The organism is Burkholderia lata, assembly GCF_902499025.1.
GTDB classification, from domain to species: domain Bacteria; phylum Pseudomonadota; class Gammaproteobacteria; order Burkholderiales; family Burkholderiaceae; genus Burkholderia; species Burkholderia lata_C.
On sequence record NZ_CABVPW010000015.1, the window covers coordinates 12,082 to 37,321 of the forward strand.

General features: G+C 68.1%; 28 protein-coding genes, 1 other RNA gene and 1 riboswitch. Of the genes, 15 read left to right on the forward strand and 14 right to left on the reverse strand.

Annotated elements, in window-relative coordinates; translation table 11 throughout:
• Positions 1-2: 2 nt before the first annotated feature.
• The 5 genes from BDI24065_RS16695 (at position 3) to cobA (ending at position 4,492) form a co-directional block, all read left to right on the forward strand.
• Positions 3-545, forward strand: a complete 543-nt coding sequence (locus BDI24065_RS16695; RefSeq protein ID WP_175032215.1) for a DUF934 domain-containing protein — start codon at positions 3-5, stop codon at positions 543-545.
• Positions 542-1,294, forward strand: coding sequence for a phosphoadenylyl-sulfate reductase (locus BDI24065_RS16700; protein ID WP_175032216.1), 753 nt, complete (start codon positions 542-544; stop codon positions 1,292-1,294). Before BDI24065_RS16695 ends, BDI24065_RS16700 begins: the two co-directional genes overlap by 4 nt.
• Before the next feature lie 76 nt (positions 1,295-1,370).
• A complete protein-coding gene (gene cysD, locus BDI24065_RS16705) occupies positions 1,371-2,333 on the forward strand; it encodes a sulfate adenylyltransferase subunit CysD (RefSeq protein ID WP_175032217.1) in 963 nt (320 codons plus the stop codon).
• A 22-nt stretch (positions 2,334-2,355) separates the two neighbouring features.
• Positions 2,356-3,672: a sulfate adenylyltransferase subunit 1 gene (locus BDI24065_RS16710; RefSeq protein ID WP_175032218.1), complete on the forward strand. Its 1,317-nt coding sequence runs from the start codon at positions 2,356-2,358 to the stop codon at positions 3,670-3,672.
• Between the two features lie 70 nt (positions 3,673-3,742).
• Entirely contained in the window at positions 3,743-4,492 is a 750-nt protein-coding gene (gene cobA, locus BDI24065_RS16715; RefSeq protein WP_175032219.1) for a uroporphyrinogen-III C-methyltransferase, read from the forward strand.
• An 81-nt stretch (positions 4,493-4,573) separates the two neighbouring features.
• Here cobA and BDI24065_RS16720 read toward each other — a convergent pair whose 3' ends face one another.
• The 3 genes from BDI24065_RS16720 to lptF are packed head-to-tail and all read right to left on the reverse strand — an operon-like array spanning position 4,574 to position 7,228.
• Positions 4,574-4,957 (reverse strand): sirohydrochlorin chelatase, encoded by a 384-nt coding sequence (locus tag BDI24065_RS16720; protein WP_175032220.1) that lies wholly within the window; start codon positions 4,955-4,957, stop codon positions 4,574-4,576.
• Between the two features lie 27 nt (positions 4,958-4,984).
• On the reverse strand, positions 4,985-6,133 hold the full coding sequence (gene lptG, locus BDI24065_RS16725; protein ID WP_069257350.1) for an LPS export ABC transporter permease LptG: 1,149 nt from the start codon (positions 6,131-6,133) through the stop codon (positions 4,985-4,987).
• A gap of 3 nt (positions 6,134-6,136) precedes the next feature.
• Positions 6,137-7,228, reverse strand: coding sequence for an LPS export ABC transporter permease LptF (lptF, locus tag BDI24065_RS16730; protein WP_175032221.1), 1,092 nt, complete (start codon positions 7,226-7,228; stop codon positions 6,137-6,139).
• Positions 7,229-7,350: 122 nt separating this feature from the next.
• Here lptF and BDI24065_RS16735 point away from each other — a divergent pair, with 122 nt between their 5' ends.
• Genes BDI24065_RS16735 through BDI24065_RS16745 form a run of 3 tightly spaced genes read left to right on the forward strand, consistent with a single transcriptional unit; the run spans position 7,351 to position 10,100 of the window.
• A complete protein-coding gene (locus BDI24065_RS16735; protein ID WP_175032222.1) occupies positions 7,351-8,862 on the forward strand; it encodes a leucyl aminopeptidase in 1,512 nt (503 codons plus the stop codon).
• A 34-nt stretch (positions 8,863-8,896) separates the two neighbouring features.
• On the forward strand, positions 8,897-9,313 hold the full coding sequence (locus tag BDI24065_RS16740; RefSeq protein WP_039368072.1) for a DNA polymerase III subunit chi: 417 nt from the start codon (positions 8,897-8,899) through the stop codon (positions 9,311-9,313).
• 25 nt (positions 9,314-9,338) lie between these two features.
• The gene (locus BDI24065_RS16745; RefSeq protein ID WP_175032223.1) at positions 9,339-10,100 is read left to right on the forward strand and encodes a DUF2486 family protein; all 762 of its coding nucleotides are present in this window, start codon (positions 9,339-9,341) and stop codon (positions 10,098-10,100) included.
• A gap of 138 nt (positions 10,101-10,238) precedes the next feature.
• On the opposite strand, the gene BDI24065_RS16750 is transcribed toward BDI24065_RS16745, so the two are convergent.
• Together BDI24065_RS16750 and ilvD are read right to left on the reverse strand one after the other, a co-directional pair.
• Positions 10,239-10,565, reverse strand: a complete 327-nt coding sequence (locus BDI24065_RS16750; protein WP_175032224.1) for a c-type cytochrome — start codon at positions 10,563-10,565, stop codon at positions 10,239-10,241.
• Positions 10,566-10,692: 127 nt separating this feature from the next.
• Positions 10,693-12,366, reverse strand: a complete 1,674-nt coding sequence (ilvD, locus tag BDI24065_RS16755; RefSeq protein ID WP_175032225.1) for a dihydroxy-acid dehydratase — start codon at positions 12,364-12,366, stop codon at positions 10,693-10,695.
• A 135-nt stretch (positions 12,367-12,501) separates the two neighbouring features.
• Between ilvD and BDI24065_RS16760 the strand changes: the two genes are divergently transcribed.
• Together BDI24065_RS16760 and lgt are read left to right on the forward strand one after the other, a co-directional pair.
• On the forward strand, positions 12,502-13,416 hold the full coding sequence (locus BDI24065_RS16760) for a LysR substrate-binding domain-containing protein (RefSeq protein ID WP_175032226.1): 915 nt from the start codon (positions 12,502-12,504) through the stop codon (positions 13,414-13,416).
• An 89-nt stretch (positions 13,417-13,505) separates the two neighbouring features.
• Entirely contained in the window at positions 13,506-14,396 is an 891-nt protein-coding gene (gene lgt, locus BDI24065_RS16765) for a prolipoprotein diacylglyceryl transferase (RefSeq protein WP_175032227.1), read from the forward strand.
• A 111-nt stretch (positions 14,397-14,507) separates the two neighbouring features.
• Here lgt and BDI24065_RS16770 read toward each other — a convergent pair whose 3' ends face one another.
• The 5 genes from BDI24065_RS16770 to BDI24065_RS16790 form a co-directional block, all read right to left on the reverse strand.
• Entirely contained in the window at positions 14,508-15,248 is a 741-nt protein-coding gene (locus BDI24065_RS16770; protein ID WP_174941592.1) for an SIMPL domain-containing protein, read from the reverse strand.
• A 181-nt stretch (positions 15,249-15,429) separates the two neighbouring features.
• Entirely contained in the window at positions 15,430-15,891 is a 462-nt protein-coding gene (locus BDI24065_RS16775) for an EVE domain-containing protein (RefSeq protein ID WP_122946043.1), read from the reverse strand.
• Positions 15,892-15,962: 71 nt separating this feature from the next.
• Positions 15,963-16,144, reverse strand: a non-coding RNA gene (ssrS, locus tag BDI24065_RS16780) — 6S RNA.
• 80 nt (positions 16,145-16,224) lie between these two features.
• Positions 16,225-16,539, reverse strand: a complete 315-nt coding sequence (locus BDI24065_RS16785) for a cell division protein ZapA (protein WP_011352906.1) — start codon at positions 16,537-16,539, stop codon at positions 16,225-16,227.
• Positions 16,536-16,886: an ATPase gene (locus tag BDI24065_RS16790; protein ID WP_175032228.1), complete on the reverse strand. Its 351-nt coding sequence runs from the start codon at positions 16,884-16,886 to the stop codon at positions 16,536-16,538. The genes BDI24065_RS16785 and BDI24065_RS16790 overlap by 4 nt, the downstream gene beginning before the upstream one ends.
• A gap of 154 nt (positions 16,887-17,040) precedes the next feature.
• A riboswitch (cobalamin riboswitch) is annotated at positions 17,041-17,290 on the forward strand.
• Between the two features lie 42 nt (positions 17,291-17,332).
• On the opposite strand from BDI24065_RS16790, the gene BDI24065_RS16795 reads away from it, so the two are divergent.
• Genes BDI24065_RS16795 through cobC form a run of 5 tightly spaced genes read left to right on the forward strand, consistent with a single transcriptional unit; the run spans position 17,333 to position 21,703 of the window.
• Positions 17,333-18,448, forward strand: coding sequence for a FecCD family ABC transporter permease (locus BDI24065_RS16795; protein WP_254609778.1), 1,116 nt, complete (start codon positions 17,333-17,335; stop codon positions 18,446-18,448).
• Complete coding sequence (locus BDI24065_RS16800) at positions 18,445-19,260, forward strand: ABC transporter ATP-binding protein (protein ID WP_175032229.1); 816 nt, start codon at positions 18,445-18,447, stop codon at positions 19,258-19,260. Before BDI24065_RS16795 ends, BDI24065_RS16800 begins: the two co-directional genes overlap by 4 nt.
• Before the next feature lie 52 nt (positions 19,261-19,312).
• Positions 19,313-20,368 carry a nicotinate-nucleotide--dimethylbenzimidazole phosphoribosyltransferase gene (gene cobT, locus BDI24065_RS16805; protein WP_175032230.1) on the forward strand — a complete coding sequence of 352 codons (1,056 nt, stop codon included), beginning with the start codon at positions 19,313-19,315 and terminating at the stop codon, positions 20,366-20,368.
• On the forward strand, positions 20,358-21,134 hold the full coding sequence (locus BDI24065_RS16810; protein ID WP_175032231.1) for an adenosylcobinamide-GDP ribazoletransferase: 777 nt from the start codon (positions 20,358-20,360) through the stop codon (positions 21,132-21,134). The genes cobT and BDI24065_RS16810 overlap by 11 nt, the downstream gene beginning before the upstream one ends.
• Positions 21,119-21,703, forward strand: a complete 585-nt coding sequence (gene cobC / locus BDI24065_RS16815) for an alpha-ribazole phosphatase (protein WP_175032232.1) — start codon at positions 21,119-21,121, stop codon at positions 21,701-21,703. The genes BDI24065_RS16810 and cobC overlap by 16 nt, the downstream gene beginning before the upstream one ends.
• Before the next feature lie 117 nt (positions 21,704-21,820).
• Here the strand turns inward: cobC and BDI24065_RS16820 are convergent, their stop codons facing one another.
• The 4 genes from BDI24065_RS16820 to cobU are packed head-to-tail and all read right to left on the reverse strand — an operon-like array spanning position 21,821 to position 25,239.
• A complete protein-coding gene (locus tag BDI24065_RS16820) occupies positions 21,821-22,738 on the reverse strand; it encodes a cobalamin-binding protein (protein WP_175032233.1) in 918 nt (305 codons plus the stop codon).
• Complete coding sequence (gene cobD / locus BDI24065_RS16825) at positions 22,735-23,754, reverse strand: threonine-phosphate decarboxylase CobD (protein ID WP_175032234.1); 1,020 nt, start codon at positions 23,752-23,754, stop codon at positions 22,735-22,737. Before cobD ends, BDI24065_RS16820 begins: the two co-directional genes overlap by 4 nt.
• Positions 23,747-24,691: an adenosylcobinamide-phosphate synthase CbiB gene (gene cbiB / locus BDI24065_RS16830; protein WP_175032235.1), complete on the reverse strand. Its 945-nt coding sequence runs from the start codon at positions 24,689-24,691 to the stop codon at positions 23,747-23,749. Before cbiB ends, cobD begins: the two co-directional genes overlap by 8 nt.
• A complete protein-coding gene (cobU, locus tag BDI24065_RS16835) occupies positions 24,685-25,239 on the reverse strand; it encodes a bifunctional adenosylcobinamide kinase/adenosylcobinamide-phosphate guanylyltransferase (protein WP_175032236.1) in 555 nt (184 codons plus the stop codon). The genes cbiB and cobU overlap by 7 nt, the downstream gene beginning before the upstream one ends.
• Position 25,240 lies beyond the last annotated feature (1 nt).

Consider the following 25,240-nt stretch of genomic DNA (forward strand, 5'->3'; position numbering starts at 1 on the left):
AGATGGCTTCGATTATCAAGAACCGCGCAGTGATCGACGATGCATGGCAGGTCGTGCGCGCGGCGGAAGACGGTGCACTGCCCGCGGTCGACGCGTTGCCGGCGGGCAAGGTGCTGGTGCCGTTCGCGTTGTGGCAGGCCGAGCGCGCGGCGCTCGTCGCCGCGAAGACGAAGGACGAGCTCGGCGTGTGGCTCGCACCGGACAGCGAACCGGCCGATCTCGTGGCCGATTTCGGCACGATTTCGCTGATCGCCGTCGAGTTCCCGCGCTTCGCGGACGGCCGCGGCTACAGCATCGGGCGCCTGCTGCGCGAGCGCCACGGCTGGACGGGCGAACTGCGCGCGATCGGCGACGTGCTACGCGACCAGTTGCTGTACATGTCGCGTTGCGGCTTCGACGCATACGCGGTGCGCGCCGACAAGGACATCCACGACGCGCTGAATGCGTTCACGGAATTCACGCAGCGTTACCAGGGCGCGTTCGACCAGCCCGAACCGCTGTTCCGTCGCCGCGCCGCGTCGGCTGAAGCAAAGGTGGGCGCATGAGCACCGCGACCGCCACCGCGCTGACACCGGAACTCGCCGCGAAGGTCGAGCGCCTCGACGCGCTGCTCGCGCAGATCGGTGCCCGCCACGAGAAGGTGAAGTTCGCGAGCAGCCTCGCGGCGGAAGACATGCTGCTGACGCACGCGATCCTGTCGAAGGGCGTGTCGATCGGCATCTTCTCGCTGAACACCGGCCGCCTGCACGCGGAAACGCTCGGCATGATCGACCGCGTGCGCGAGCGCTACGGCTACGAGATCGAGCAGTTCCATCCGCAGCAGGACGCGGTCGACCAGTACGTTGCCGAGCACGGCCTGAACGCGTTCTACGAGAGCGTCGAGCTGCGCAAGTCGTGCTGCCACATCCGCAAGGTCGAGCCGCTGAATCGCGCGCTGTCGGACGTCGGCGCGTGGGTCACGGGCCAGCGCCGCGAGCAGTCGGTCACGCGTGCCGAGCTGCACGAGGAAGAACAGGACGATGCGCGCGGGATCGCGAAGTACAACCCGCTCGCCGACTGGACGGAAGCCGACGTGTGGGCGTACCTCAAGGCGTTTGACGTACCGGTGAACCCGTTGCATGCGCGCGGCTACCCGAGTATCGGCTGCGAGCCCTGTACGCGGGCGATCCGCCCCGGCGAGGACAGCCGTGCGGGCCGCTGGTGGTGGGAGTCGCGCGATACGAAGGAATGCGGCTTGCACATCACGACGATCACGCCGATTCCCGCGGAAGCCGTTGCCGGCACCACGCACTGAAAGCCTGACAAGAAACTGAATATTGCGCCGCCTGCGACAGCGGGCGGCACGAACCCAGAAGAGAAGGACTGAAATCATGAGCACGACGCTCGAGCAATCCGCCTTTGCCCCGCCCACCGGTGCCGACAACCGCATGGGCCACCTCGACTGGCTCGAAGCCGAGTCGATCCACATCCTGCGCGAACTGGTCGCCGAATGCAGCAAGCCGGCGCTGTTGTTCTCGGGCGGCAAGGACTCGGTCGTCGTGCTGCATCTGGCGCTGAAAGCATTCGGCCTCGGCGCGAACCGCAAGACGACGCTGCCGTTCCCGCTCGTGCACATCGACACGGGCCACAACTACGAAGAAGTGATCGACTTCCGCGATCGCCGCGCGAAAGAACTCGGCGCCGAGCTGATCGTCGGCCATGTCGAGGATTCGATCAAGCGCGGCACGGTCGTGCTGCGCCGCGAAACCGATTCGCGCAATGCCGCACAAGCCGTCACGCTGCTCGAGACGATCGAGCAGTACGGTTACACGGCGCTGATCGGCGGTGCGCGCCGCGACGAAGAGAAGGCGCGTGCGAAGGAACGGATCTTCTCGTTCCGCGACGAATTCGGCCAGTGGGACCCGAAGGCGCAGCGCCCGGAACTGTGGAGCCTGTATAACGCCCGCCTGCACAAGGGCGAGCATCTGCGCGTGTTCCCGATCTCGAACTGGACCGAACTCGACGTGTGGCAGTACATCGCGCGCGAGAATCTCGAACTGCCGTCGATCTATTACGCACATGAGCGCGAGATCGTGCGCCGCAACGGGCTGCTCGTGCCCGTCACGCCGCTCACGCCGATGCGTGACGGCGAGACGAGCGAGCTCGCGCAGGTGCGCTTCCGCACGGTCGGCGACATTTCCTGCACGTGCCCGGTCGAAAGCGATGCGGACGACGTCGAGAAGATCATCGCCGAGACGGCGGTGACCGAGATCACCGAGCGCGGCGCGACCCGGATGGACGACCAGGCCTCCGAAGCCGCGATGGAACAGCGCAAGAAGCAAGGTTATTTCTGAAGCACACGAGGACATTCACATCATGAGCATCATCGAGAACAACGAAGACCTCGGCGTGCTGCGCTTCATCACCGCGGGCAGCGTCGACGATGGCAAGAGCACACTGATTGGCCGCCTGCTGTACGACAGCAAGGCCGTGCTGTCCGACCAGCTGTCCGCGCTGTCGCGTGCGAAGAACAAGCGCACGGTCGGCGACGAGCTTGACCTCGCGCTGCTGACCGACGGCCTCGAAGCCGAGCGTGAGCAGGGCATCACGATCGACGTCGCGTACCGCTACTTCGCGACCGCGAAGCGCAAGTTCATCATCGCCGATACGCCGGGCCACGAGCAGTACACGCGCAACATGGTGACGGGCGCATCGACCGCGCACGCAGCGATCATCCTGATCGACGCGACGCGCGTGACGATCGAGAACGGTGTAGCCGACCTGCTGCCGCAGACCAAGCGCCACAGCGCGATCGTCAAGCTGCTCGCGCTGCAGCACGTGATCGTCGCGATCAACAAGATGGACCTCGTCGACTACAGCGAAGCGCGCTTCAACGAGATCCGCGATGCGTACGTCACGCTCGCGAAGCAGCTCGGCCTGAGCGACGTGCGCTTCGTGCCGGTGTCGGCGCTGAAGGGCGACAACATCGTCGGCGCGAGCGAGCGCATGCCGTGGTACGCGGGCGAGCCGCTGCTCGACGTGCTCGAATCGCTGCCGGTCGAGACGCAGGCGCATGACGCGCTGCGCTTCCCGGTGCAGTGGGTGGCGCGCCAGGACGGCAGCTCGGCCGACGATTTCCGCGGCTACATGGGTCGTATCGAGTCGGGTGAAGTGAAGGTCGGCGACGAGATCGTCGTGCTGCCGTCGAACCGCGCGGCAACGGTCGCCGAGATCGTCGCGCCGGTGCCGGGCGGCACCGCGTCCGTCCCGCACGCGTTCGCGGGCCAGACCGTGACGATCCGCCTCGCGGAAGACGTCGACGTGTCGCGCGGCGACATGTTCGTCACGTCCGGCGAGCCGGTCGAGCCGGCGAAGAAGCTCGAAGCCGATCTGTGCTGGTTCGACGAGACGCCGCTGTCGCCGCAGCGCAAGTACCTGCTGAAGCAGACCACCAGCACGGTGTTCGCGAAGGTCGGCGGCGTCAAGCAGGTGCTCGACGTGCACACGCTGTCGCACGCGACCGACCGTCACGAGCTGAAGATGAACGACATCGGCCGCGTCGCGCTGACGCTGCAGAAGCCGATCGTCTGCGACACGTACGACGCGCATCCGGGTACCGGTGCGTTCGTGCTGATCGACGAGGCGACCCACCACACGGTCGCCGCAGGGATGATCCGGGCGTTCTCGGCGTAACCGGGAAACCGCGCCGCTTCGCGGCGGCGCGGGCCGGAGCCGACGCCCGCTGGAAGGCGAAGCGACAAACATGGGCAAGGTGTATCTGATCGGAGCAGGGCCGGGCGCGGCCGACCTCATCACGGTGCGCGGCGCGCGCTTGCTCGAGCAGGCGGACGTCGTGCTGCACGACGCGCTCGTCGAGCCCGCGATGCTCGACTACGCGCCGAATGCGCGCCGGATCGCGGTCGGCAAGCGCTGCGGGCAGCGCTCGACCGCGCAGCATTTCATCAACAAGCAGATCGTCGATGCGGCGCGCGAGCATGCGTGCGTCGTGCGGCTGAAGGGCGGCGACCCGATGCTGTTCGGTCGCGCCGAAGAGGAGATGCGCGCGCTGGAAGCGGCCGGCATCGACTACGAGGTCGTGCCGGGCATCACCGCGGCGCTGGCCGGTGCGGCGACGCTGAAGCGTTCGCTGACGTTGCGCGGCGTGTCGCGCAGTGTCGCGTTCGCGACGCACAGCCGCGCGCCGGGTAGCGACGAGATCCGCGAAGCCGCGCGCGCCGATTCGATGGTGTACTACATGGGCCGCGACAGCGCGCCCGGTATCGCGCAGGAACTGATCGACGCGGGCCGTGCGCCGGCGACGCCGGTGGCGATCGTCGAGGCATGCAGTACCGCGCGCGAGCGCACGCTGACGCTGACGCTCGCGCAGATGGCGGCGGGCGACGCGCAGGCGTGGCTCGATCCCGCAGAACCGAGCCTGCTGATGATCGGCGATGCGTTCGCCGAGCGCGCCGGGCAGGCAAAGGCGGGCGATTCGCTGCGCAATGCGGCCTGAGCGGATTCCGGCTGGAGTCCGAAACGAAAAAAGCGCCGGCGGAAGCCGGCGCTTTTTCTTTGTGGGCCGCGACTGCGTGACTTACGCGTCGTCGCCGATCTGGTCGATGCAGTAGCGCGCGATCGCGTCGAGCACGCCATCGTCTTCGCCGACGGCGGTCGCGCAGCGGATCTCGACACCGGGATGCGCTGCGCGGCATGCGTCGACGAGCTGCGGCAGGTCGCGGCGGACATGGCCGCCCTGGCCGAAGAACACCGGCACCACGGTGATGTGCGAGCAGCCGGCTGCGACCTGCGCGGCGACTGCGTCACCGAGCGACGGCGTCATCAGTTCGAGGAACGCGAGCGACACGTGCGCGGCGGGGGAGGCGCCGCCGCGCAGCCGTGCGGCGAGCCGCTCGAACGGCTCGGCCCAGCGTGGGTCGCGGGCGCCGTGGCCGAACAGGACGATGCCGTGCGAACTCATGTCGAAGCCTCCGTCGTGACGCGGCACTCAGTGCCGGTCGACCCACTTGAGTGCAAACAGGCCGAGCGCGAGATAGATCAGGCCCGGGGTCGCCGCGGTGAGCGGCGCGGGCCACGTGTTCAGCGTGCCGATGTGCGAGAACAGCGTATTGAGGAGCTGGAAGCTCATGCCGAGCATGATGCCGCCGAACACCTTCACGCCGACCACACCCGCACGCGTGTGCAGGTACGCGAACGGCAGCGACAGCACGAGCATCACGAACACCGCGAACGGATACAGCAGCTTGCGCCACAGCGCGATGTCGTAGCGCTGCGTGTCCTGCTGGTTCTCGCGCAAGTGCTGGATGTAGCGGAACAGGTTGATGATCGACATGCGCTCCGGCGACACGAGCAGCACCGACAGGATCTGCGGCGTCAGGTCCGAGCGCAGCCGGTATTCGGGCAGCGATACCTGCTGCGAGCGGTACACGGGGTTCAGCGCGTCGGCCGGCTGGCCGCTGATCGGCTTGATCGGCGTCAGCTCCGTTTCGGTGACACCCTTCAACAGCCAGTGGCCGGGCGGCTCGTAGCGGCCCGTCTGCGCGATCCGCACGTTGCGCAGCTGGAATTTCGAATCGAATTCGTAGATGCGCACGTTGCTGATCGTCGAGTCGGGCGACAGGCTGCCGACGTTGACGAAGCGCGTGACCTGCTCGCCGTTTTCACGGGCCGCAAGCGTGTCCTTTACCCACACGCCGGACTGGAAGTTCGACGACACCGACGCGCCGAGCGCCTGCAGCCGCACGCGCTCGGACAGCTGGTCGGCGTACGGGCCGACGAATTCGCCGATCAGGTAGGTGACGATCACGAGCGGCACGCCGATCTTCAGGAGCGAGCGCAGCGCCTGGTTGGTCGCGAGGCCCGACACGCGGAAGATCGTGAATTCCGAGTTCGCGGCCATCTGCGCGAACACGTAGATCGCGCTGATCAGCGCGGCGACCGGGATGATCTCGTAAAAGCGCGACGGGGTCTGCAGCGCGACGCGCAGCACCGCGTAGCCAAACTTGTAGTTGCCGTGCCCGACCGAGTTCAGTTCGCTGATCAGGTCGAAGAAGAAGAACAGGCCCGAGAACGCGAACAGGATGAAGACGAACGTGACGTAGATCTGCCGCGCGAAGTACTTTTCATAGAGCCGCATCGATCATGCTCCCGAGCGGCCGAACAGCGCGCGTGTAAACAGCGGACGATTGCGCACGCGCAACCAGAAGATCACGGCGACGATTACCGCGACGAGCGCGTGCAGGCCGACCAAGCCGACGCCGAACGACATCTTGCCCTGCTCGATCTGCGACTGCACCACGTTCAGCAGGTTCGAGTACGTGAGGTAGATCAGCACGGCCATCACGAGGTTGATCGTGCGGCTGCGGCGCGGGTTCTGGTACGACAGCGGAATGCCGAGCACGATCAGGTTGATCGCGATCAGCGGCAGCCCCGCGCGCCACGCGAATTCCGCGAGGTTGTCGCGCGTCGGGTTGCGCAGCAGGTCCAGGGTGGGTGTGCTGTTGGTGGTCGGCACGTTGGTGACCGGCGTGCTCGTGATCTTCACGCCGTAGCGCTCGAACTCCATGATCTTGAAGTTCGGCTGGCCGGGCGTGCCGTCGTAGCGGCGGCCGTCCTCCAGGACGACGAAGCGGCTGCCGTCGTGCGTTTCCGTATGGCCCGTCTGCGACACGACCACGTTGACCTTGCCGTTCTCCGTCGAGGTCACGAACACGTTCTGCACCTTGCTCTGGTCGGGCGTCATCTTCTCGATGAAGAACACGCGGTGGTTCGCGACCGACTCGCGGAACTGGCCCGGCGCGAGCAGCGAAATCTCGTCGCGCTGTTGAAAGCGCGCCTTGATCATCTTGCTCTGCTGGTTCGACCACGGCCAGCCGACGAACGCGAAGAAGGCGATCAGCAGCACGATCGGCGTGGCGAACACGCCAATCGGCTTGATGAGGCGCGTGAGGCTCACGCCGGACGCGAGCCACACGACCATTTCGGAGTCCCGATACCACCGGGTCAGCACGAACAGGATCGACACGAACAGCGTGACGACGAGCATCACGGCGAGGTAGCCGATCACGGTGAGGCCGATCAGCACGAGAACGTCCCGCGGATCGATTTCACCGGACGCGGCGTAGCCGACGATGCGGATCATCATCGTCGTGAGCATGATCGTGAGCAGCACCATGAACACGGCGCCAGCCGTATACGCAAGCTCGCGCTGGAGGGAGCGTTCGAAGATCATTCTTGATGAGAAGAGGGCGGGAGGCTGCGCACGCGTGGTGGAGCGCTCGCGCCGCCACGGGAAAAATAGCGGATAATTGCGGCTTTCATCCTTAGCCCAGATTTTATCCGAGGACAAGCGCGATGGACTTTAGCATAAAAGGCTGTGATTGGAGTAAAGGCGAGGCGAAGGGGTTCCTGACCGGGAAGTCCGACTGCATCGTGCTCGGCATCTTCGAGGCGCAGACCCTTTCGGGCGCGGCGCTCGACATCGACACGGCCACCAACGGGCTGATTTCGCGCGTGATCAAGGCCGGCGACATGGACGGCAAGCGCGGCAAGACGCTGTTCCTGCACGAAGTATCGGGCATCGGCGCGTCGCGCGTGCTGCTCGTCGGCCTCGGCAAGCAGGATGCTTTCAATCAGAAAGCCTATAACGATGCGGTGACGGCCGCATGGCGCGCGCTGCTGGCGACCAAGGTCGTCCAGGTCACGTTCACGCTCGCGCAACTGCCGGTCGACGAGCGCAGCTCCGACTGGGGCGTGCGCGCGGCGATTCTCGCGCTGCGCAACGAGACCTACCGCTTCACGCAGATGAAGAGCAAGCCGGAACCGGTGTCGCACACGCTCAAGCGCGTCGTGTTCAGCGTCGATCCGTCCGACGAAAAGGCCGCGAAGGTCGCGGTCAAGCAGGCCGTCGCGCTCGCGAACGGGATGGATCTCACCCGCGACCTCGGCAACCTACCCGGCAACGTCTGCACGCCGACTTACCTCGGCAACACCGCAAAGAAGATCGCGAAGGATTGGGGCCTGAAGGCCGAAGTGCTCGGCCTCAAGCAGATCCAGGCGCTGAAGATGGGCTCGTTCCTGTCGGTCGCGCGCGCATCGGTCGAGCCGCCGCAGTTCATCGTGCTGCATTACCAGGGCGCCGCTGCGAAGGTCGCGCCGGTCGTGCTGGTCGGCAAGGGCATCACGTTCGACACGGGCGGCATCTCGCTGAAGCCGGGTGAGGGCATGGACGAGATGAAGTACGACATGTGCGGCGCCGGTTCGGTGCTGGGCACGATGCGTGCGGTCGCCGAGATGGGCCTGAAGATCAACGTCGTCGCGATCGTGCCGACCTGCGAGAACATGCCGGGCGGCAACGCGACGAAGCCGGGCGACATCGTCACCAGCATGAAGGGCCTGACGATCGAGGTGCTGAACACCGACGCCGAAGGCCGTCTGATCCTGTGCGACGCGCTCACGTACGCCGAGCGCTTCAAGCCGGCTGCGGTGATCGACGTCGCAACGCTGACGGGCGCGTGCGTGATCGCGCTGGGCGGCCACAACAGCGGCCTGTTCTCGACCGACGACGCACTCGCCGGCGAACTGCTCGACGCGTCGCGCGAGGCGAACGACCCGGCATGGCGCATGCCGCTCGACGACGAATACCAGGATCAGCTGAAGTCGAACTTCGCGGATCTCGCGAACATCGGCGGACGCCCGGCCGGCGCCGTGACGGCCGCGTGTTTCCTGTCGCGCTTCACCGACAGCTACCCGTGGGCCCACCTCGACATCGCGGGCACCGCATGGAAGGGTGGTGCGGCGAAGGGCGCGACGGGCCGTCCGGTGCCGTTGCTCGCGCAGTTCCTGATCGACCGCGCCGGCCAGTGATGGCGGTGTTGACGACGCTGCGGGTACGCGGGCAATGACGCGAATCGATTTCCACTCGAACGTCGGCGATTCGCTCGCGTACGCGTGCCGGCTGCTGCGCAAGGCCTACCTGGCCGGGCAGCCGGTCGTCGTGCTCGCCGAGCCCGCGCGCTTGCGCGCGCTCGACGAGCGGCTCTGGACGTTCTCGCCGCTCGATTTCATCCCGCATTGCGGTGTCGACAGCGAGCACGCAGCCGGCACGCCGATCGTGCTGGCCGCGGATCTCGACCGCGCACCGCATCATCACGTGCTGCTGAACCTCGGTGCGGCCGTGCCCGCGCAGTTCGCCCGCTTCGAGCGCCTGCTCGAAGTGGTCGGCAATGCGCCGGACGAGCTGGCCGCGGGCCGCGACCGCTACCGGTTCTACCGCGACCGAGGCTACGCGCTGAACAACTACAAGCAGGGCAGCTAGCCGCAACCGTCAACGGAGTGTTCCCGTGACAGAAGCCGATTCATCCTCGATCCCGACGCTGACCGACGTGCTGGTGCCGGGCAAGCCGGTGCCGGCGCGCACGCCCGCGCCCGACGCACCGCAGCCGCCCGCCGGTGCGGCGATTCCGGTGCTCACCGACGTGGTCGCACCGCACACCGCAGATGTGGCACCGGCCGATCCCGTGTCAAGCGAACTTGACCCCGATTCTGTCGTAGTCGAACCCGTACCGACGCCGCACGTCCCGGCGGTCGAACTGCCGGGCGACGTGGCGACGGCTGCCGGGGCGGCGATGGGCGAGACCGATGCGCCGGCCGAGCCCGGCGCCGCGGAGCATGTGTTCGCCGAAGATTCGGCGGCAATGAGTGCGCCGCTGCAATCGTCGCTGGCCGACGACGCTGTGCCGCAACACGCGTTCGCCGCGGTGGCACATGAGGCGGTCGGGCACGCGCGTGAAGCGCACATGCCGGAGGCCGTCGTACCGGTCGCTGCGCCGCAGCCGGAGACCCGGGCAGCAGCCGGGCTGACGCCGGAAGATGCGCAGCATATCGCCGAGCGTCTGCGCAATCGCCTGACGAACTACCTGACCGGGGACGGGCGCGACGCGATCGAGGCCCGCTGTCGCGACGCGCTGCATGAGCATTCGGCCTGGCTGGTCGGCCAGATCACGCGCGAAGTGGCGCTGGCGCTGGAAACCGAGGTCATGGATTGGGTTCGCGATGCGGTCGACGAAGAGATCGCACGCCGCCGCGCCGGTCACGCCGGTTGAGCGCGCGGACGTTCCGATGAGAAACGGGGTGCGATTACGCTAGAAGCCGGTGAAGCTGCCGGCGAAGTGCGGGTCAGTCGGGGCATCCGCCGGTCGGCGGAATCCGGCAGGATGGCTATTCCCGCCCGGGTGTCCGGTTCAGTGCACCGACAGTACCCATTGCGCGAGCGTATGGGCTTCGGCGGTCGTCAGTTGGGTATTGGCGGGCATCGGCACGCTGCCCCATACGCCGACGCTGCCTTTCACGATCGACTGGGCAAGGTAATCGACGGCGTCGCCGCGCGCCGCATACTTGCCGGCGATGTCGCGGAACGACGGGCCCATCAGCGGCTTGCCGATCGCGTGGCAGGCCATGCAGTTCTTGCGCTGGGCAAGCGCGAGCCCGTCGGCCTGGTCGGCGCGCGCCGCCGCCGCGCTGCCGATCAGCAGCGTGGCGAGCAGGACGCGCAATATCGAGTGTTTCATGCGGTTCTCCGCCGGCGGGGACAGCCGGCTACATGGTCCGCGCATTATAAAAGCAAAGGGAAAGCGCGTTTTGCGCGTTCCCCCGGCGGCCATGTTTATCGGGGTCGCATGTTTTGACGCGCCCGCATCACCCCGTGACGGCGCCTTTGTTCGCCGGGCGGGCGAGTGCCGCGAATTTCGCGAGCACGCCGCGCGTGTAGCGTGGCGCCGGCTGTTGCCATGCGGCGCGGCGGCGCGCGAGTTCCGCGTCGTCGACATTCAGCTGCAGCAGCAGCTGGAGCGCGTCGATCGTGATCGAGTCGCCTTCCTGCACGAGCGCGATCGTGCCGCCGACGAACGCCTCGGGCGCGACGTGGCCGACCACCATCCCCCAGGTCCCGCCCGAGAAGCGGCCATCCGTGATGAAGCCGACCGATTCGCCGAGCCCCTTGCCGATGATCGCGGACGTCGGCGCGAGCATTTCCGGCATGCCGGGGCCCCCCTTCGGGCCGAGGTAGCGCAGCACGAGGATGTCGCCTGCGCGGATCCGGTCGCCGAGGATCGCATCCATCGCGCTCTGTTCGTCGTCGAACACACGTGCCGGGCCCGTGATCACCGGGTTCTTCAGGCCGGTGATCTTCGCGACCGCACCGTCTTCGGCGAGATTGCCCTTCAGGATGGCAAGGTGGCCTTCCTTGTACAGCGCACGACTGATCGGGAAGATCACGTCCTGGTCCGCGCGCGGCACGCTCGGCACATCCTTCAGTTCGTCGGCGATCGTGCGGCCGGTGATCGTCATGCAGTCGCCGTGCAGCAGGCCCGCGTCGAGCAGGATCTTCAGCACCTGCGGAATCCCGCCGGCCCGATGCAGATCGGTTGCGACGTACTTCCCCGACGGCTTCAGGTCGCAGATCACGGGCACGCGTTTGCGGATGCGCTCGAAGTCCTCGATCGTCCAGTCGACCTCGGCCGCGTGCGCGATCGCGAGATAGTGCAGCACCGCGTTGGTCGAGCCGCCCGTCGCCATGATCACCGCCACGGCGTTCTCGATCGATTCCTTCGTGATGATGTCGCGCGGCTTCAGGTCGCGCTTCACCGCTTCGACGAGCACGCGCGCCGATTCGGCGGCCGAATCGACCTTCTCCTGGTCGGGGTTCGCCATCGTCGACGAGTACAGCAGCGACATCCCGAGCGCCTCGAACGACGAACTCATCGTGTTCGCGGTGTACATCCCGCCGCACGAACCCGACGTCGGGCATGCGTTCCGCTCGACGCCTTCGAAATCTTCCTGCGACATCCGGCCCGCGGTGAATTCGCCGACGGCCTCGAACGACGAGACGATCGTCAGGTCCCGGCCTTTCCAGTTGCCGGGGCGGATCGTGCCGCCGTACACGTAGATGCCCGGCACGTTCAGGCGCGCGAGCGCGATCATCCCGCCCGGCATGTTCTTGTCGCAGCCGCCGACGACGACCACGCCGTCCATCCATTGCCCCTGCACGCAGGTCTCGATGCAGTCGGCGATCACTTCGCGCGACACGAGCGAGTACTTCATGCCTTCGGTACCCATCGACATGCCGTCCGAAATCGTCGGCGTGCCGAAGATCTGCGGGTTCGCGTCGGCGGCCTTCACGGCCGCGACGGCCGCGTCCGACAGGCGCTGCAGGCCGGAATTGCAAGGCGTGATCGTCGAATGGCCGTTCGCGATGCCGACCATCGGCTTGTCGAAATCGTCCTTCTGGTAGCCGAGTGCGTAATACATCGAGCGGTTCGGCGATCGTGCCACGCCTTGCGTGATGTGCTTCGAGCGACGGTTGTAAGCCATGGGGGACTCCATCGTTGTCTGGGCAGCGCCGGTGAGCGGCGCGCCGGTTCGGATCAATCAAGAATGGAGTTTCCGGATTGGGATGTCCAATATATTATTTGTCGCTTATTAAGTCGCTTTGCGAATGAGAGAAACATGGCCGATCCGACTCCCGACCTGCGCCAGTGGCGCTATTTCGCGACCGTCGCCGACGAGCGCCATTTCGGCCGCGCGGCCGAACGCCTGTCGATGACGCAGCCGCCGCTGTCGCAGGCGATCCGCGCGCTCGAGGATGCGCTCGGCGTCGCGCTGTTCGTGCGCACCAAGCGCTCGGTGGCGCTGACGGCGGTCGGGGCGGCGCTGCTGCCCGACGTGCGCCGGCTGCTTGCGTCAGCCGATGCGTTGCCGCCGCTCGCGCGACGGCTCGCGCGCGGGGAGGCCGGCTCGCTGTCGCTCGCATTCGTGTCGACCGCCGATTACGGGCTGCTGCCGGCGCTGCTGCGGGCATTCGGCGCGCGCTATCCGCAGGTGCGGCTGCAACTCGCGGAGGCGACGAGCGACGTACAGATCGACGAACTCGTCGCCGGCCGCATCGATGCGGGGCTCGTCATTCCGCCCGTGCCGCCGCGCCACGCGGCCGGGCTGTCGTACCTGCCCGTCGTGCGCGAGCCGCTGGTGGTGGCGATGCCGGCGGCAGCGAGCGACGCGCCTGAAGACGAGCCCGTCCATCTTGCGGAAGTCGCCGCAATACCGCTCGTGATCTTTCCGCGTCGTTTGGCGCCCGGCTTTTATGACATCATTACGGGCTGCTACGGCGCGGCGGGGGAAACTCCGCGCATCGGCCAGGAGGCGATCCAGATGCAGACGATCGTCAGCCTCGTGTCGGCCGGCATGGGCGTCGCACTGGTGCCGCAATCGCTGCGTAACCTGCGGCGCACCGGCGTGGTCTACCGGCCGCTCGCCGGTCACGCGCCGGTCGTCGAGACGGGCCTCGTGTGGCGCACCGGCGACGTGAGCCCCGTGCTGGCCGGCTTCATCGACGTCGTGCGCGCGCAGGGTCTCGCCACGTGACGTGAACGATGGCGCGCCGGTGCCGTCCAAAGCGCGGTGCTGCGCGTGTGCGACGGCCGCACCGCATTCGAAAACTTCTTCGCTAACCCATGATCATTCACCCGAATTTCGACCCCGTTGCGATCCATCTCGGGCCGCTGGCCGTGCGCTGGTACGGGCTCATGTATCTCGTCGGCTTCATCGCGGCGATCGTCGTCGGCCGGATCCGCCTGAAGCTGCCGCACGTCGCGGCGCAGGGCTGGACCGCGAAGGACATCGACGACATGATGTTCTACGGCGTGCTCGGCACCGTGCTCGGTGGCCGGCTCGGCTATGTGCTGTTCTACAAGGCCGATTTCTACTTCTCGCATCCGCTCGACGTATTCAAGGTGTGGGAAGGCGGCATGTCGTTTCACGGCGGCTTCCTCGGCGTGACGCTCGCGATGATGCTGTTCGCGTGGCAGCGCAAGCGTCACTGGCTGCAGGTCACCGATTTCGTCGCGCCGATGGTGCCGACGGGGCTCGCGGCCGGGCGGCTCGGCAACTTCATCAACGGCGAACTGTGGGGCCGCGTGACCGATCCTTCGGCACCGTGGGCGATGCTGTTCCCGGGCGCGATGCGCGACGATGCGGCATGGCTGCCGAAGCATCCGGAGCTCGTCGAGAAGTGGCATCTCGCCGACGTGTTCATGCAATACCAGATGCTGCCGCGCCATCCGTCGCAACTCTATGAAATCGCGCTCGAGGGCATCGTACTGTTCTTCGCGCTGTTCTTGTTCGCGCGCAAGTCGCGGCCGATGGGCGCCGTGTCCGCGCTGTTCCTGATCGGCTACGGCCTTGCGCGCTTCACGGTCGAATTCGCGCGTGAGCCCGACGACTTCCTCGGCCTGCTCGCACTCGGCCTGTCGATGGGGCAGTGGCTGTCGCTGCCGATGATCCTCGTGGGCATCGCGCTGATGGTCTGGGCCTATCGCCGTCGCGCGGCGAATGTCGCTGCGTGATGCGACGTCGATGCACGCGCGATCGGCGCGTGCATCGGCAACATGCAGGTAAACGAAAAACGCCGGCCTTCGGGCCGGCGTTTTTCATTTCGGACTGCCGTGCGCTGCGCGTTACTTCATCTGCACGGAGCCGTTGACCGTGACCGACACCGTAGCCTTGCCGCCTTCGACCGCGATCGGTGCGCTCATCTTTGCGCTGTCCATCGGCGCCGCGGCCATCGCCATCATGCGCGGGTACGGCTGCACGTTGCGGCCGCCGCCGACGTTCACGTCGCGGATCGTGTAGCTGCTGTAACCGAATGCCTTCGCGGCTTCGTCCGCGCGGGCGCGGAACGACTTGATCGCCTCGGTCGTCAGCTTCTGCTCGGCCGCGCGCTGTGCTTCGGGCGACAGCGAGAACTCGACGTTCGCGACCTGCATCAGGTTCGACAACTGGCCTGCAAGCTTCGACGCTGCAGCGAAATCGCGCGATTCGAGCGCGACCTCGGTGCGGCCACGCCATGCGGAGATCTTGCCGTCGCGATCGGTGCTCGGGTACACGGAGAACGCACCCGTGTGTGCGGTGACGCCCGATACGCCCTTCGCCTGCGACAGGGCTGCGTCGGCGCGCTGGTTCAATTGCGCGGTGAGGCTGCCCGGATCCTTGGCCTGCTGCTCGTAGAACAGCGTGATGTGGATGATGTCCTGCGGCACGTCGGCGCTGGCCTGCGACGACAGCGACAGCACGCCCGCCGGCTCCGGAAAGTGCGGGTTCGCGGTTTGCGCGTGCGCGGTGGTCGACGCGAGCGTCAGCGCGACGGGAACGGCGGCGGCAAGGGCAAGCGACAGCGCGAGTGCGGATTTCTTGGTCATTGTTGGACTCCTTGTGCGAGGGCGTGCACGCGGATTGCGCGCGCACGACGCGGGCGGGCCGCGCGACGAAAAAAACGACAGCCGGCCCGATCGGCCGGCAGCGGTTGCTTAGGCTGCGCGAAAGTACCTCGAGTTCCGTGGCAGCGGCGCGTACTGACCAGATTTGACCTTTGGCGTGCGCCTACTTCATCAGCTTTTCGGTGATGAAGCGCCATTCGGTGCGCGTGACCGGCGTGATCGACAGCCGGTTGCCGCGCGCGAGCACGCGCATGTCGGCGAGTTCGTCGTGCTCGCGCAGCGCGGCGAGCGGCACGAGCGGCGATTTTTTCACGTAGCGCACGTCGACGAGCAGCCAGCGCGGCGCTTCCTGGGTCGACTTCGGGTCGTAATAGGGGCTTTTCGGATCGAACTGCGTGGGGTCGGGGTAGGGCGTCGACGACACTTCGGCGAGGCCCGCGATGCCCGGCTCGGGGCAGCTCGAGTGATAGAACAGCACGCCGTCGCCGATCTTCATCGTGTCGCGCATGAAATTGCGCGCCTGATAGTTGCGCACGCCGGTCCACGGCAGCGAGCGCTGCGGTGCGTTGGCGAGATCGTCGATGCTTGCTTCGTCCGGTTCGGACTTCATCAGCCAGTATTGCATGGATCGTGATCGACGCAGAAAGAGGCTGCTACAAAAGAAAACGGCACCGGGCTTCGCCCGATGCCGTTGGATAGGCCCCCGCCTTGGCCGCTAGGCCGGCATCCTGAACCTGGGGTTCAGAATTGGTCGCAGTTAGCAGCACTTCGGGTACATCAGACAGAGTGACGCGCGCGCCCGTGCTACAAATTTCCGCAACCGTGCACATGGCATTGGTTCAAGGAATATATGACCTTGGCGAACCAGGCAGGGAAGCTGACTGAACTGTGTTTCGTTGCGCCAATTTGACCACCGTTGATCGCCGAGATCAAGGGGAATCGACGCATCGATCAAACGTTACTGCGTCTCGTGCTGTGCGAGCACCGCGCCGAGCTGTTCGTTCATCTGGTGCATTGTACGACGGATTTCCTCCGCCGGAAATGCTTCACCGTGCCGCACGCTCGTTTGCAGCCGCAGCAATTCGGACGCGAGCGACAGCGCCGCCATCACGGCGATGCGATCGGTGCCGCGTACCGAGCTGTTCGAGCGGATTTTCGACATTTCGGCGTCGACACGCGCGACCGCTTCGAGCAGCGCCGCTTCGGTCTCGGCCGAGCAGGCGAGCCGATAGGCCTGACCGAGAATCGAGACTTCGATCTGCTTGGTGCTCATGCATGTTCTCCGTGGCTGGCCGCGTCATCGCCATCCGCACGCGCCTGCGCATCCAGCAGGTCGAGCTGGTTGTCGGCTTGCTCCGCACTTTTCGAGCGCGGCAGCTTTTCGAGAATCGCGTTCAGTTTCACCTGGGCGTCGTCGATCTTTGCCGACAGCGTGTCACGCTCGGCCGCAAGTGCATTGCGTTCGTCGCGCAGTTGCGCGAGTTCCGCGCGGACAGCGTCCGCATCCGCGCGCAATTGCGCGACCTGCTCCTCGAGCGCGAGCCGTTCCGAGTGATAGCGCTTGTTAAGCGAAATCAGACGGCCAATATTTTGAGATAGGGTTTCGAGTTCGTTGAGCATTTGCTGCGTCCTCTAAAGACCCAGCATTTTAGCGCGGAATAACGCGCAATCCGACATCTGTAACGTTTCCAGTCGTAACACCCCTGCTTCTTGTCGTGAATCAGCGCGTCCCGTGCGGGTCCGGACGCTTCCTTGACGCTCGCGCGACCCGCTCCTAAACTGGCGCCGCCTCGGTGCTCGCGCGTGGAACGCGCGGTTAAACGGGAAGCAGGGTGCGGTCGCCAGAAGCCCGCCAACCTGCGCTGCCCCCGCAACGGTAAGCGGCCGCGTCCGATGACGCAGGCCGGCTCGGGCGCGTTTCGCGTGCAAGTCCTGCATGCGGACGCGGGCCACTGCGCGTCACGCGCGGGAAGGCGAGCCGGACCGCCGCCAGCCCGGATACCGGCCGAGACGGGGAGCCCGCACGGGCTTCGTGACGCGCGGCCTGCGGGGAGGCGGGGCGCGTAATGCTTCACGGAATCTTCTTCGATGCTGACCCCAATCGTCCGCGCGGTGCCCATGTCACGACCCGTTGGCAACTGCAAGCGGGTGCGCCGCACATCGTGTGCGGCGCCGTGCGCGGCATGAGCGCCGCGCGCGCCACCGCGATCTGGGCTGCGCTGGCCGCCGTGGTTGCGCTGCTGTTCGTCGCGTCACTGTCGATCGGCAGCGTGTCGATGTCGCCATGGCAGGCACTCGCGTCGCTCGTGCCGCATGGCGGCGACGCGCTGTTCGCCGACATCGTCCGCACGCTGCGCCTGCCGCGCGCGCTGGCGGGCTTCGCGTGCGGCGCGCTGCTCGCACTGGCCGGTGCGCTGCTGCAGGTGCTGTTGCGCAATCCGCTCGCGGAGCCGTACGTGCTCGGCGTGTCCGGTGGCGCGGCCGGCTTCGCGCTCGTCGCGATGATCGCGGGTGGCGCGTGGTGGCTCGTCGATGCATCGGCGTTCGCCGGCTCGCTCGTGTCGGTCGCGCTCGTGCTCGGTCTCGCGCGCCGCGAGCTGTGGCGCGGCGAGTCGCGCGACGCGTCGCCGCGACTGCTGCTCACGGGCGTCGTGATTGCCGCGGGGTGGGGGGCGCTCGTCACGCTGCTGCTGTCGCTCGCGCCCGACGCACGGCTGCGCGGGATCATCTTCTGGCTGACCGGCGACCTGAACGGCGTGAGCGCGCCGTGGTTCGCGTGGGGCGCGCTGTTGCTGGCCGCCTGCGTTGCGCTGCCGGCCGCGCCGCAACTGAACGTGCTGCTGCGCGGCGATGCGACCGCGCTCGCGCTCGGCGTGCCCGTTGCGCGGCTGCGCGTGCGGATCTATCTCGTTGCGTCGCTGGCCGCCGCGGCCGCGGTGACGACGGCCGGCACGATCGGCTTCGTCGGCCTCGTCGTGCCGCACGCGCTGCGGCTCGCCTTCGGCAACGACCAGCGGATGCTGCTGCCGGCCGCGATGCTCGCGGGCGGTGGCGGCGTGATGGCGGCCGACCTGCTGGCGCGCACGGCGATCGCACCCGCGCAACTGCCGGTCGGCGTGATGACCGCGTTGATCGGCGTGCCGGTGTTCCTGTGGATGTTGTTGAGGAGGCCGATGCGATGACCGGGGCCGCGCTGCACGCCACTGCCGGCGACATGAACTACGTGGCCGTTGACCTGACGCTGAAGGCCGGCGCACGCACGCTGCTCGACGGCTTCACCCGGGCGTTCCGTCCCGGCGAGATCTGGTGCGTCGCCGGGCCGAACGGTGCGGGCAAGACGACGCTGCTTGCGACCCTCGCGGGGCTGCAGCCGCCGGCTGGCGGACACGTCGAGATCGACGGCCGGCCGCTTGCCGCGTGGCCGCCCGAGCAACTCGCGCAGCGCCGCGCGCTGATGCCGCAGCAACTGCACGACGCATTCAGCGCGACCGTGTTCGACACGGTGCTGCTCAACCGCTTTCCTTATCTCGGCGGCTGGGGCTGGGAGCGCGATGGCGACCGCGCGGCCGCGCACGACGCGCTGGCGACGTTCGACCTCACTGCGCTGGCGTCGCGCGACGTGCTGTCGCTGTCGGGCGGCGAGCGGCAGCGCGTCGCGCTGGCCGCGACGCTGTGCCAGGACGCGCCGCTGATGCTGCTCGACGAGCCGCTCGCGCATCTCGACCTGCATCACCAGATCGATTGCCTGACGGCGCTGGCCGCATGGCTCGACGCGGGCCCGCGCACGGTGCTGTTCTCGTGCCATGATCTGAATCTCGCGCGGCGTTTCGCGACCCATGCGCTGTTGCTCGACGGCCGCGGCCACGCGTGGGCCGGCCCCGTGGGCGACGTGCTGACGCCCGAGCGCGCGAGCGACGCGTTCGGTTATCCGCTCGTGCTGATCCGCGAGAACGGCCGCGATGCGTTGCTGCCGGCGTGGCCCGAGCGACCATGATCTTTCCTTTTCCGATGCGCGGCGCAACCCGCGCCAACGACACGGCTTTTCGATGACGACCCCGACCCACTTCCCGCCGGCAATCGCGCCGCTCGACGACGCGCTGCGCAAGCGCCTGCAGCACGTGATCGACCACAAGACCAAGCCGCCCGGCAGCCTCGGCCAGCTCGAGGCGATCGCGCTGCAGATCGGCCTGATCCAGCACACCGAGCGGCCGGTCGTGCGGCGTCCCGTGATGATCGTGTTTGCCGGCGATCACGGGATTGCCGCCGAGGGCGTGAGTCCTTATCCGCAAGCGGTGACCGCACAGATGGTCGCGAATTTCCTCGCGGGCGGCGCGGCGATCAACGCATTCTCGGGCGTGGCGCAAAGCACGCTCGAAATCGTCGATGCGGGCGTCGCGTCACCGCTGCCGCTGTCCGACCGGCTGGTGTCGCTGCCGGTCGCGCGCGGCACGCGTAATTTCGCGGCGGAGCCCGCGATGACGCGCGACGAGGCGATGACGGCGCTCGCCGCCGGCGCGGCGCGCGTGCGCCTGCATGCATCGCTCGGCACGAACGTGATCGGTTTCGGCGAGATGGGGATCGCGAACACGTCGTCGGCCGCGTGCCTGATGAGCCGCCTGCTCAGCGTGCCGATCGACGCGTGCGTCGGGCGCGGCACGGGCCTCGACGACCAGGGCCTCGCGCACAAGCGCGCGGTGCTTGGCCGCGCGCTCGTCAAGCACTCGCATGCGATTGCGCCGCTCGACGTGCTCGCGACGTTCGGCGGCTTCGAGATCGCAATGATGACGGGCGCGTATCTCGCGGCCGCGAGCGAGCGGATGACGATTCTCGTCGATGGCTTCATTGCGACGGCCGCGCTGCTGGTTGCCGAGCGCATCGTGCCCGGCGTGCGCGACTACTGCGTGTTCTCGCATACGTCGCACGAGGCCGGGCACCGGCGCATGCTCGAGCATTTCGGCGCGAAGCCGCTGCTCGCGCTCGACCTGCGGCTCGGCGAAGGCACGGGCGCGGCGCTCGCGCTGCCGCTCGTGCGTGCGGCGGCTGCGTTCCTCACGGAAATGGCGAGCTTCGAATCCGCCGGCGTCGACAATCGTGACGCCTGATCGCGCGCGCGGCGTGCGTGCCGAACTGCGCTATTTCTTCGTCGCACTCGGCTACTTCACGCGCGTACCCGTACCGCGCTCGATCGGCTACGCGGCCGGCGATCTCGACCAGGCCGCGCGCTATTTTCCGCTCGTCGGCGCTTGCGTGGGCGCGTGGGGTGCGCTGGTCTACCTCGTCGCGCTGCGCGCGCTGCCCCCGTCGATCGCGGTCGGGTTGTCGATGGCCGCGACGCTGCTCGCAACAGGCGCCTTTCACGAGGATGGCCTGGCCGACAGTTGCGATGCGTTCGGCGGTGGCTATACGCGCGACGACGTGCTGCGCATCATGCACGACTCGCGGATCGGTACGTTCGGCGCGGTCGCACTCGTGATCTCGCTCGGCGTGAAATGGCAGGCGCTTGCGTCCATGCTGCCGTTGCGTGCCGCGTGGACGATGGTCGCCGCGCACGCGGCGAGCCGCGCGGCGGCCGTGAGCTTGCTGATGACGCTCGACTACGTGCGGCCCGAAGGCAAGGCGAAACCGGTCGCGCAACGGATGGGCGCACGCGCGGCGTGCGTCACGGCGCTATTCGGATTGCCCTGGCTGTTCTGGCCCGACTGGCGCATGGGCGTCGCCGCATGCGTTGCGCTCGTGCTCGTGCGCGCGTGGGCTGCCCGCTATTTCGTGAAGCGGATCGGCGGTTATACGGGCGACTGTCTCGGCTTCGCGCAGCAACTGTGCGAACTGGCGATCTATCTCGTGGTGCTCGGATGGACGTCGTCCTGATCCGTCATCCGGCCGTCGGCGTCGAGCCGGGCATCTGCTACGGACGCAGCGACGTGCCGCTCGCCGCGCCGGCCGACGCCGGCGCGCAGGCCGTGCGCGCGCATCTGTCGGCACTCTGCGCGCCGCTTCCCGAACAGGTCTGGACGAGCCCGCTGACGCGCTGCGCGTCGGTTGCCGAACGGCTCGCGCAGGCATGCGACGCGCCGCTGCGGTGCGATGCGGACTGGCAGGAAATGGATTTCGGTGCGTGGGAAATGCAACGCTGGGACGATATCGATCGCGCGGCGCTCGATGCGTGGGCGGCCGACCTGATGCATGCGTGCGCGCATGGCGGCGAAAGCGTGGCGCAGTTCGCCGCGCGCGTGGCGCGGCGGGCCGACGCGGTTGCGCAGTTCGATGGCCCGCAATGGGCGGTGACGCATGCGGGTGTGATCCGCGCCTTCGCATCGCATGTGCTGGGCGTGCCGCTCGATACGCTGTTGTCGCGACCGGTGCCGACAGGGGGTGTCGTCTGGCTGCGGGCGGATGCTTCCACGCGAACGTGGGACGTGGTGCACTGGGACGAATAGGCGCGCGGGCGTCTGCGGGTGTACGACGCAGCGCGCGGTCAATCCGTCTCCTCAGATAGCGGCCACTAGCGGCCACATCGTGCGCAGGTGCGCGATGAGCGGGCAAGTCGCCGGCAATCAGCGTGCCGACCGCCGCGCACGCGCGGTATCGAGAGCCTCGCACAGCGCCGCCGCACCCTGTGCGATTCGCGGTGACGGCCGTGTCAGCAGATCGCCGTCGATCGCAAACAGGTTGTTGCGCGCCACGGCCGTCAGTGCGGGCCACGAGCGCCAGCGCGCCAGGCTCGGCAACGGTTCGTCGGAGCGCGTCGTACCCGCGCTGGTCGTCACGATCGCCTCCGGATTCGCCGCGAGCACGGCCTCGTCGGTGACGGTCGGCACGAGCGGCTTGAGCGATGCGAACACGTTGCGGCCGCCGCACAGCTCGATCACGTCGTTGATCAGGTGCGCACCGTTGAGCGTCATCAGCGGCCGGTCCCAGACCTGGAAGAACATCGTGACGGGCGCTCGCGCGGCGTAACGCGTGCGCAGCGCCGCGATGTCGCGCGTGTAGGCGGCTGCGGCCGCATCGGCAGCCGGTTGCGTGCCGAGCAGCGTGCCGAGCCGGTGCAGCGACGACGATACGTCGTCGAGATGCTTCGGCTCACTGAAGAACAGCGGGATGTGCAGCGCGCGCAGCGCATCGGTCTGCCGCTCGGCGTTGCCGTGCCGCCAGACGACAATCAGGTCGGGTTTCAGCGCGGCGATCCGCTCGAGGTCGAGCGCCTTGTTGTCGCCGACGCGCGGTATCGCTTGCGCGGCGGGCGGATAGTCGCTGTACGTGACGGTGCCGACGAGCTTCGCGCCGCCGCCGGCCGCGTAGACGAGTTCGGTCGCGTGCGGAGCGAGACTGATCACGCGCTGCGCGGGCGCGGGCAGTGTGACGGTGTTGCCTGCGTCGTCGCGCGTCGAGACATCCGCGTGGACGACCGGCGCGTAAGCGAGCGCGGCCAGCAACGCGACCGGCGCGAGCCGGCGAAACATGAGCGGATTCATGCGGATTCCTGTTGCAGCATCGGCACGCAGTGCGCGAGCGCGTCGCCGAGGCGCTGCCATTCCGCTTCGCTCCCCGGCAAGCCGACGCGTACGCTCGACGGTGTCGGGAAGTGCCGCGTCCAGATCCCGCGTGCCGCGAGTGCCGCATGCAGTGCCGCGGCGCGTGGATCGTCGGTCCAGCTGAAGAGGGGCGTCGCGCGCACTGCGAAGCCGTGCGCGCGCAGCAGGGCGGCAAGCCGCTCGCCGTCGGCCGCGAGCCGTTCGCGCGCGGCGGCCTGCCATGCGCGATCGGCGAACGCCGCGGCGACCGCGTGGCGCGCGGGGCCGCCGACCGTCCATGCACCGAGCATGTCGCGCAGCGCGACGATCTGGTCGGGGCACGCGAGCACGAAGCCTGCGCGGATACCGGCGAGCCCGAAGAACTTGCCGACCGAGCGCAGCACGACAAGCCCGGGGCGACCGACCTGCGGCGCGAGCGACTGCGTTGCGCCCGTATCGGCGAATGCCTCGTCGACGACCAGCGTGCCGCCGCGCGCCGCCAGTTGCGCGTGCCAGCCGAGCAGGCGCTCGGGCGGCACGCACTCGGCGGTCGGATTGTTCGGATTCCCGACGATGACGTGGCGCAGCGTCGCGGGCAGCGCATCCGTGCCGACGTCGAGCGCGACGACACGATGGCCGTGGCGCACGAAGGCAGGCGCGTATTCGCCGTACGCAAGCGATGCGACGCCGGCGTCGCCGGTCGGCAGCAGCGCGGGCAACGCGCGGATCGCGGTCTGGCTGCCGGCAACCGGCAGCACGTGTGCGGGATCGGGTGCGTGGTAGTACTGCGCGGCGCAGGCCGCGAGGCCGTCGCCGTCATCGGGCAGCCGGCGCCACGCGTCGGCCGGGACGGGCGGCACCGGATAGCCGACCGGATTGATGCCGGTCGACAGGTCGAGCCACGCGTCGTACGGAATGCCATGGCGGCGTGCGGCTTCATGCAGGTTGCCGCCGTGCACGATACGGGTGTCAGACATGATGGGTGGCCATGGCGAGTGCGCCGCTCGCGACCAGCAGCGCGAGCCACAGGGCCAGCGTGCGTGTGACGAGCGACAGCGCGGCGACGATGTGGATGGCGGTCGCCGTTGCGCCGGTGCCGAGCGCGGGGCGATCCTCGATCTCGCCGTGATAGACGGCCGGGCCGCCGAGCTGCACGTTCAGGCTGCCGGCGCCGGCGGCCATCACCGGGCCTGCGTTCGGACTGTCCCACAGGCGCGCCTGCGTGCGCCAGCAGCGCCATGCGGCGGCCGTGTCGCCAAGCAGCGCGTAGCTGGCGGCCGTGAGGCGCGCGGGAATCCAGTTCAGCGCGTCGTCGAGGCGCGCGGCGGCCCAGCCGAAGGTCAGGAAGCGCGGCGTGCGGTAGCCCCACATCGCGTCGAGCGTGTTCGCGAGCCGGAACAGCAGCGCGCCGGGGCCGCCCGCGACGACGAACCAGAACAGCGCGCCGAAGATCGCGTCGTTGCCATTCTCGAGCGCCGATTCGACGGCCGCGCGCGACAGCGCGCCTTCGTCCGCGTCGCTCGTGTCGCGCGACACGATGCGCGCGGTCAGCGTGCGGGCGGCGCCGAGGTCATGCCTCAGCAGCGCCGCAGCGATCGGCGCGACGTGGTCGGTGAGGCTTTTCGCGCCGAGCGCGAACCACAACAGCGCGATGTGCAGCGCGGCTGCGAGCGGCCACGGCAGCACGGTCGTGAGCCAAGCTGAGACGGCGACCGGCGGCACGACCGCCGCGATCCATGCGGCGACGCCGACCACACGGCCGCGCCGGCCGGTGTTCAGCGCGCCTTCGATGCGCGCGGCGAGGCGGCCGAACGCGACGAGCGGGTGCCAGCCGGCCGGTTCGCCGATCGCGCGGTCGATGATCGCGGCTGCGACCGCGAACATCGCGACGACGGGCAGCGACAGCATCAGCATGACGGCGCTCCGGTCTTGAGGTCGAGCGGCAGCCCGGCGACGAGCAGCGTCACGCGCGTCGCGAGCGCGGCGACGCGCTGGTTCAGGCGCCCGAGTTCGTCGACGTAGCGGCGCGTGACCGACCCGAGCGGCACGACGCCGAGCCCGATTTCGTTACTGACGACAATCACCTTCGCGCGCGCGCCGCGCAACGCATGCTCGAGCCGATCGACCTGCGCCGCGTACTGCGCATCGTCGAGCGGTTCGCCGTCGGCCGGACACAGCAGGTTCGTGAGCCACAGCGTCAGGCAATCGACGAGCAGGCATGCGTGCGGATCGTCGAGCCGCGCGAGCGTGCCGGCGAGGTCGACCGGCGCGTCGGCGAAACCCCAGTCGGCCGGCCGGCGCGCGCGATGGTGCGCGATGCGCTGCGCGAATTCGGCATCGGCGGCAGTCGCGGTCGCGATGTAGGTGACGGGGCGACCGCTGTCGGCGGCGAGCCGCTCGGCATGCGCGCTCTTGCCCGAGCGTGCGCCGCCGAGGACGAAGGTGAGGTCGTGCGGAATCATC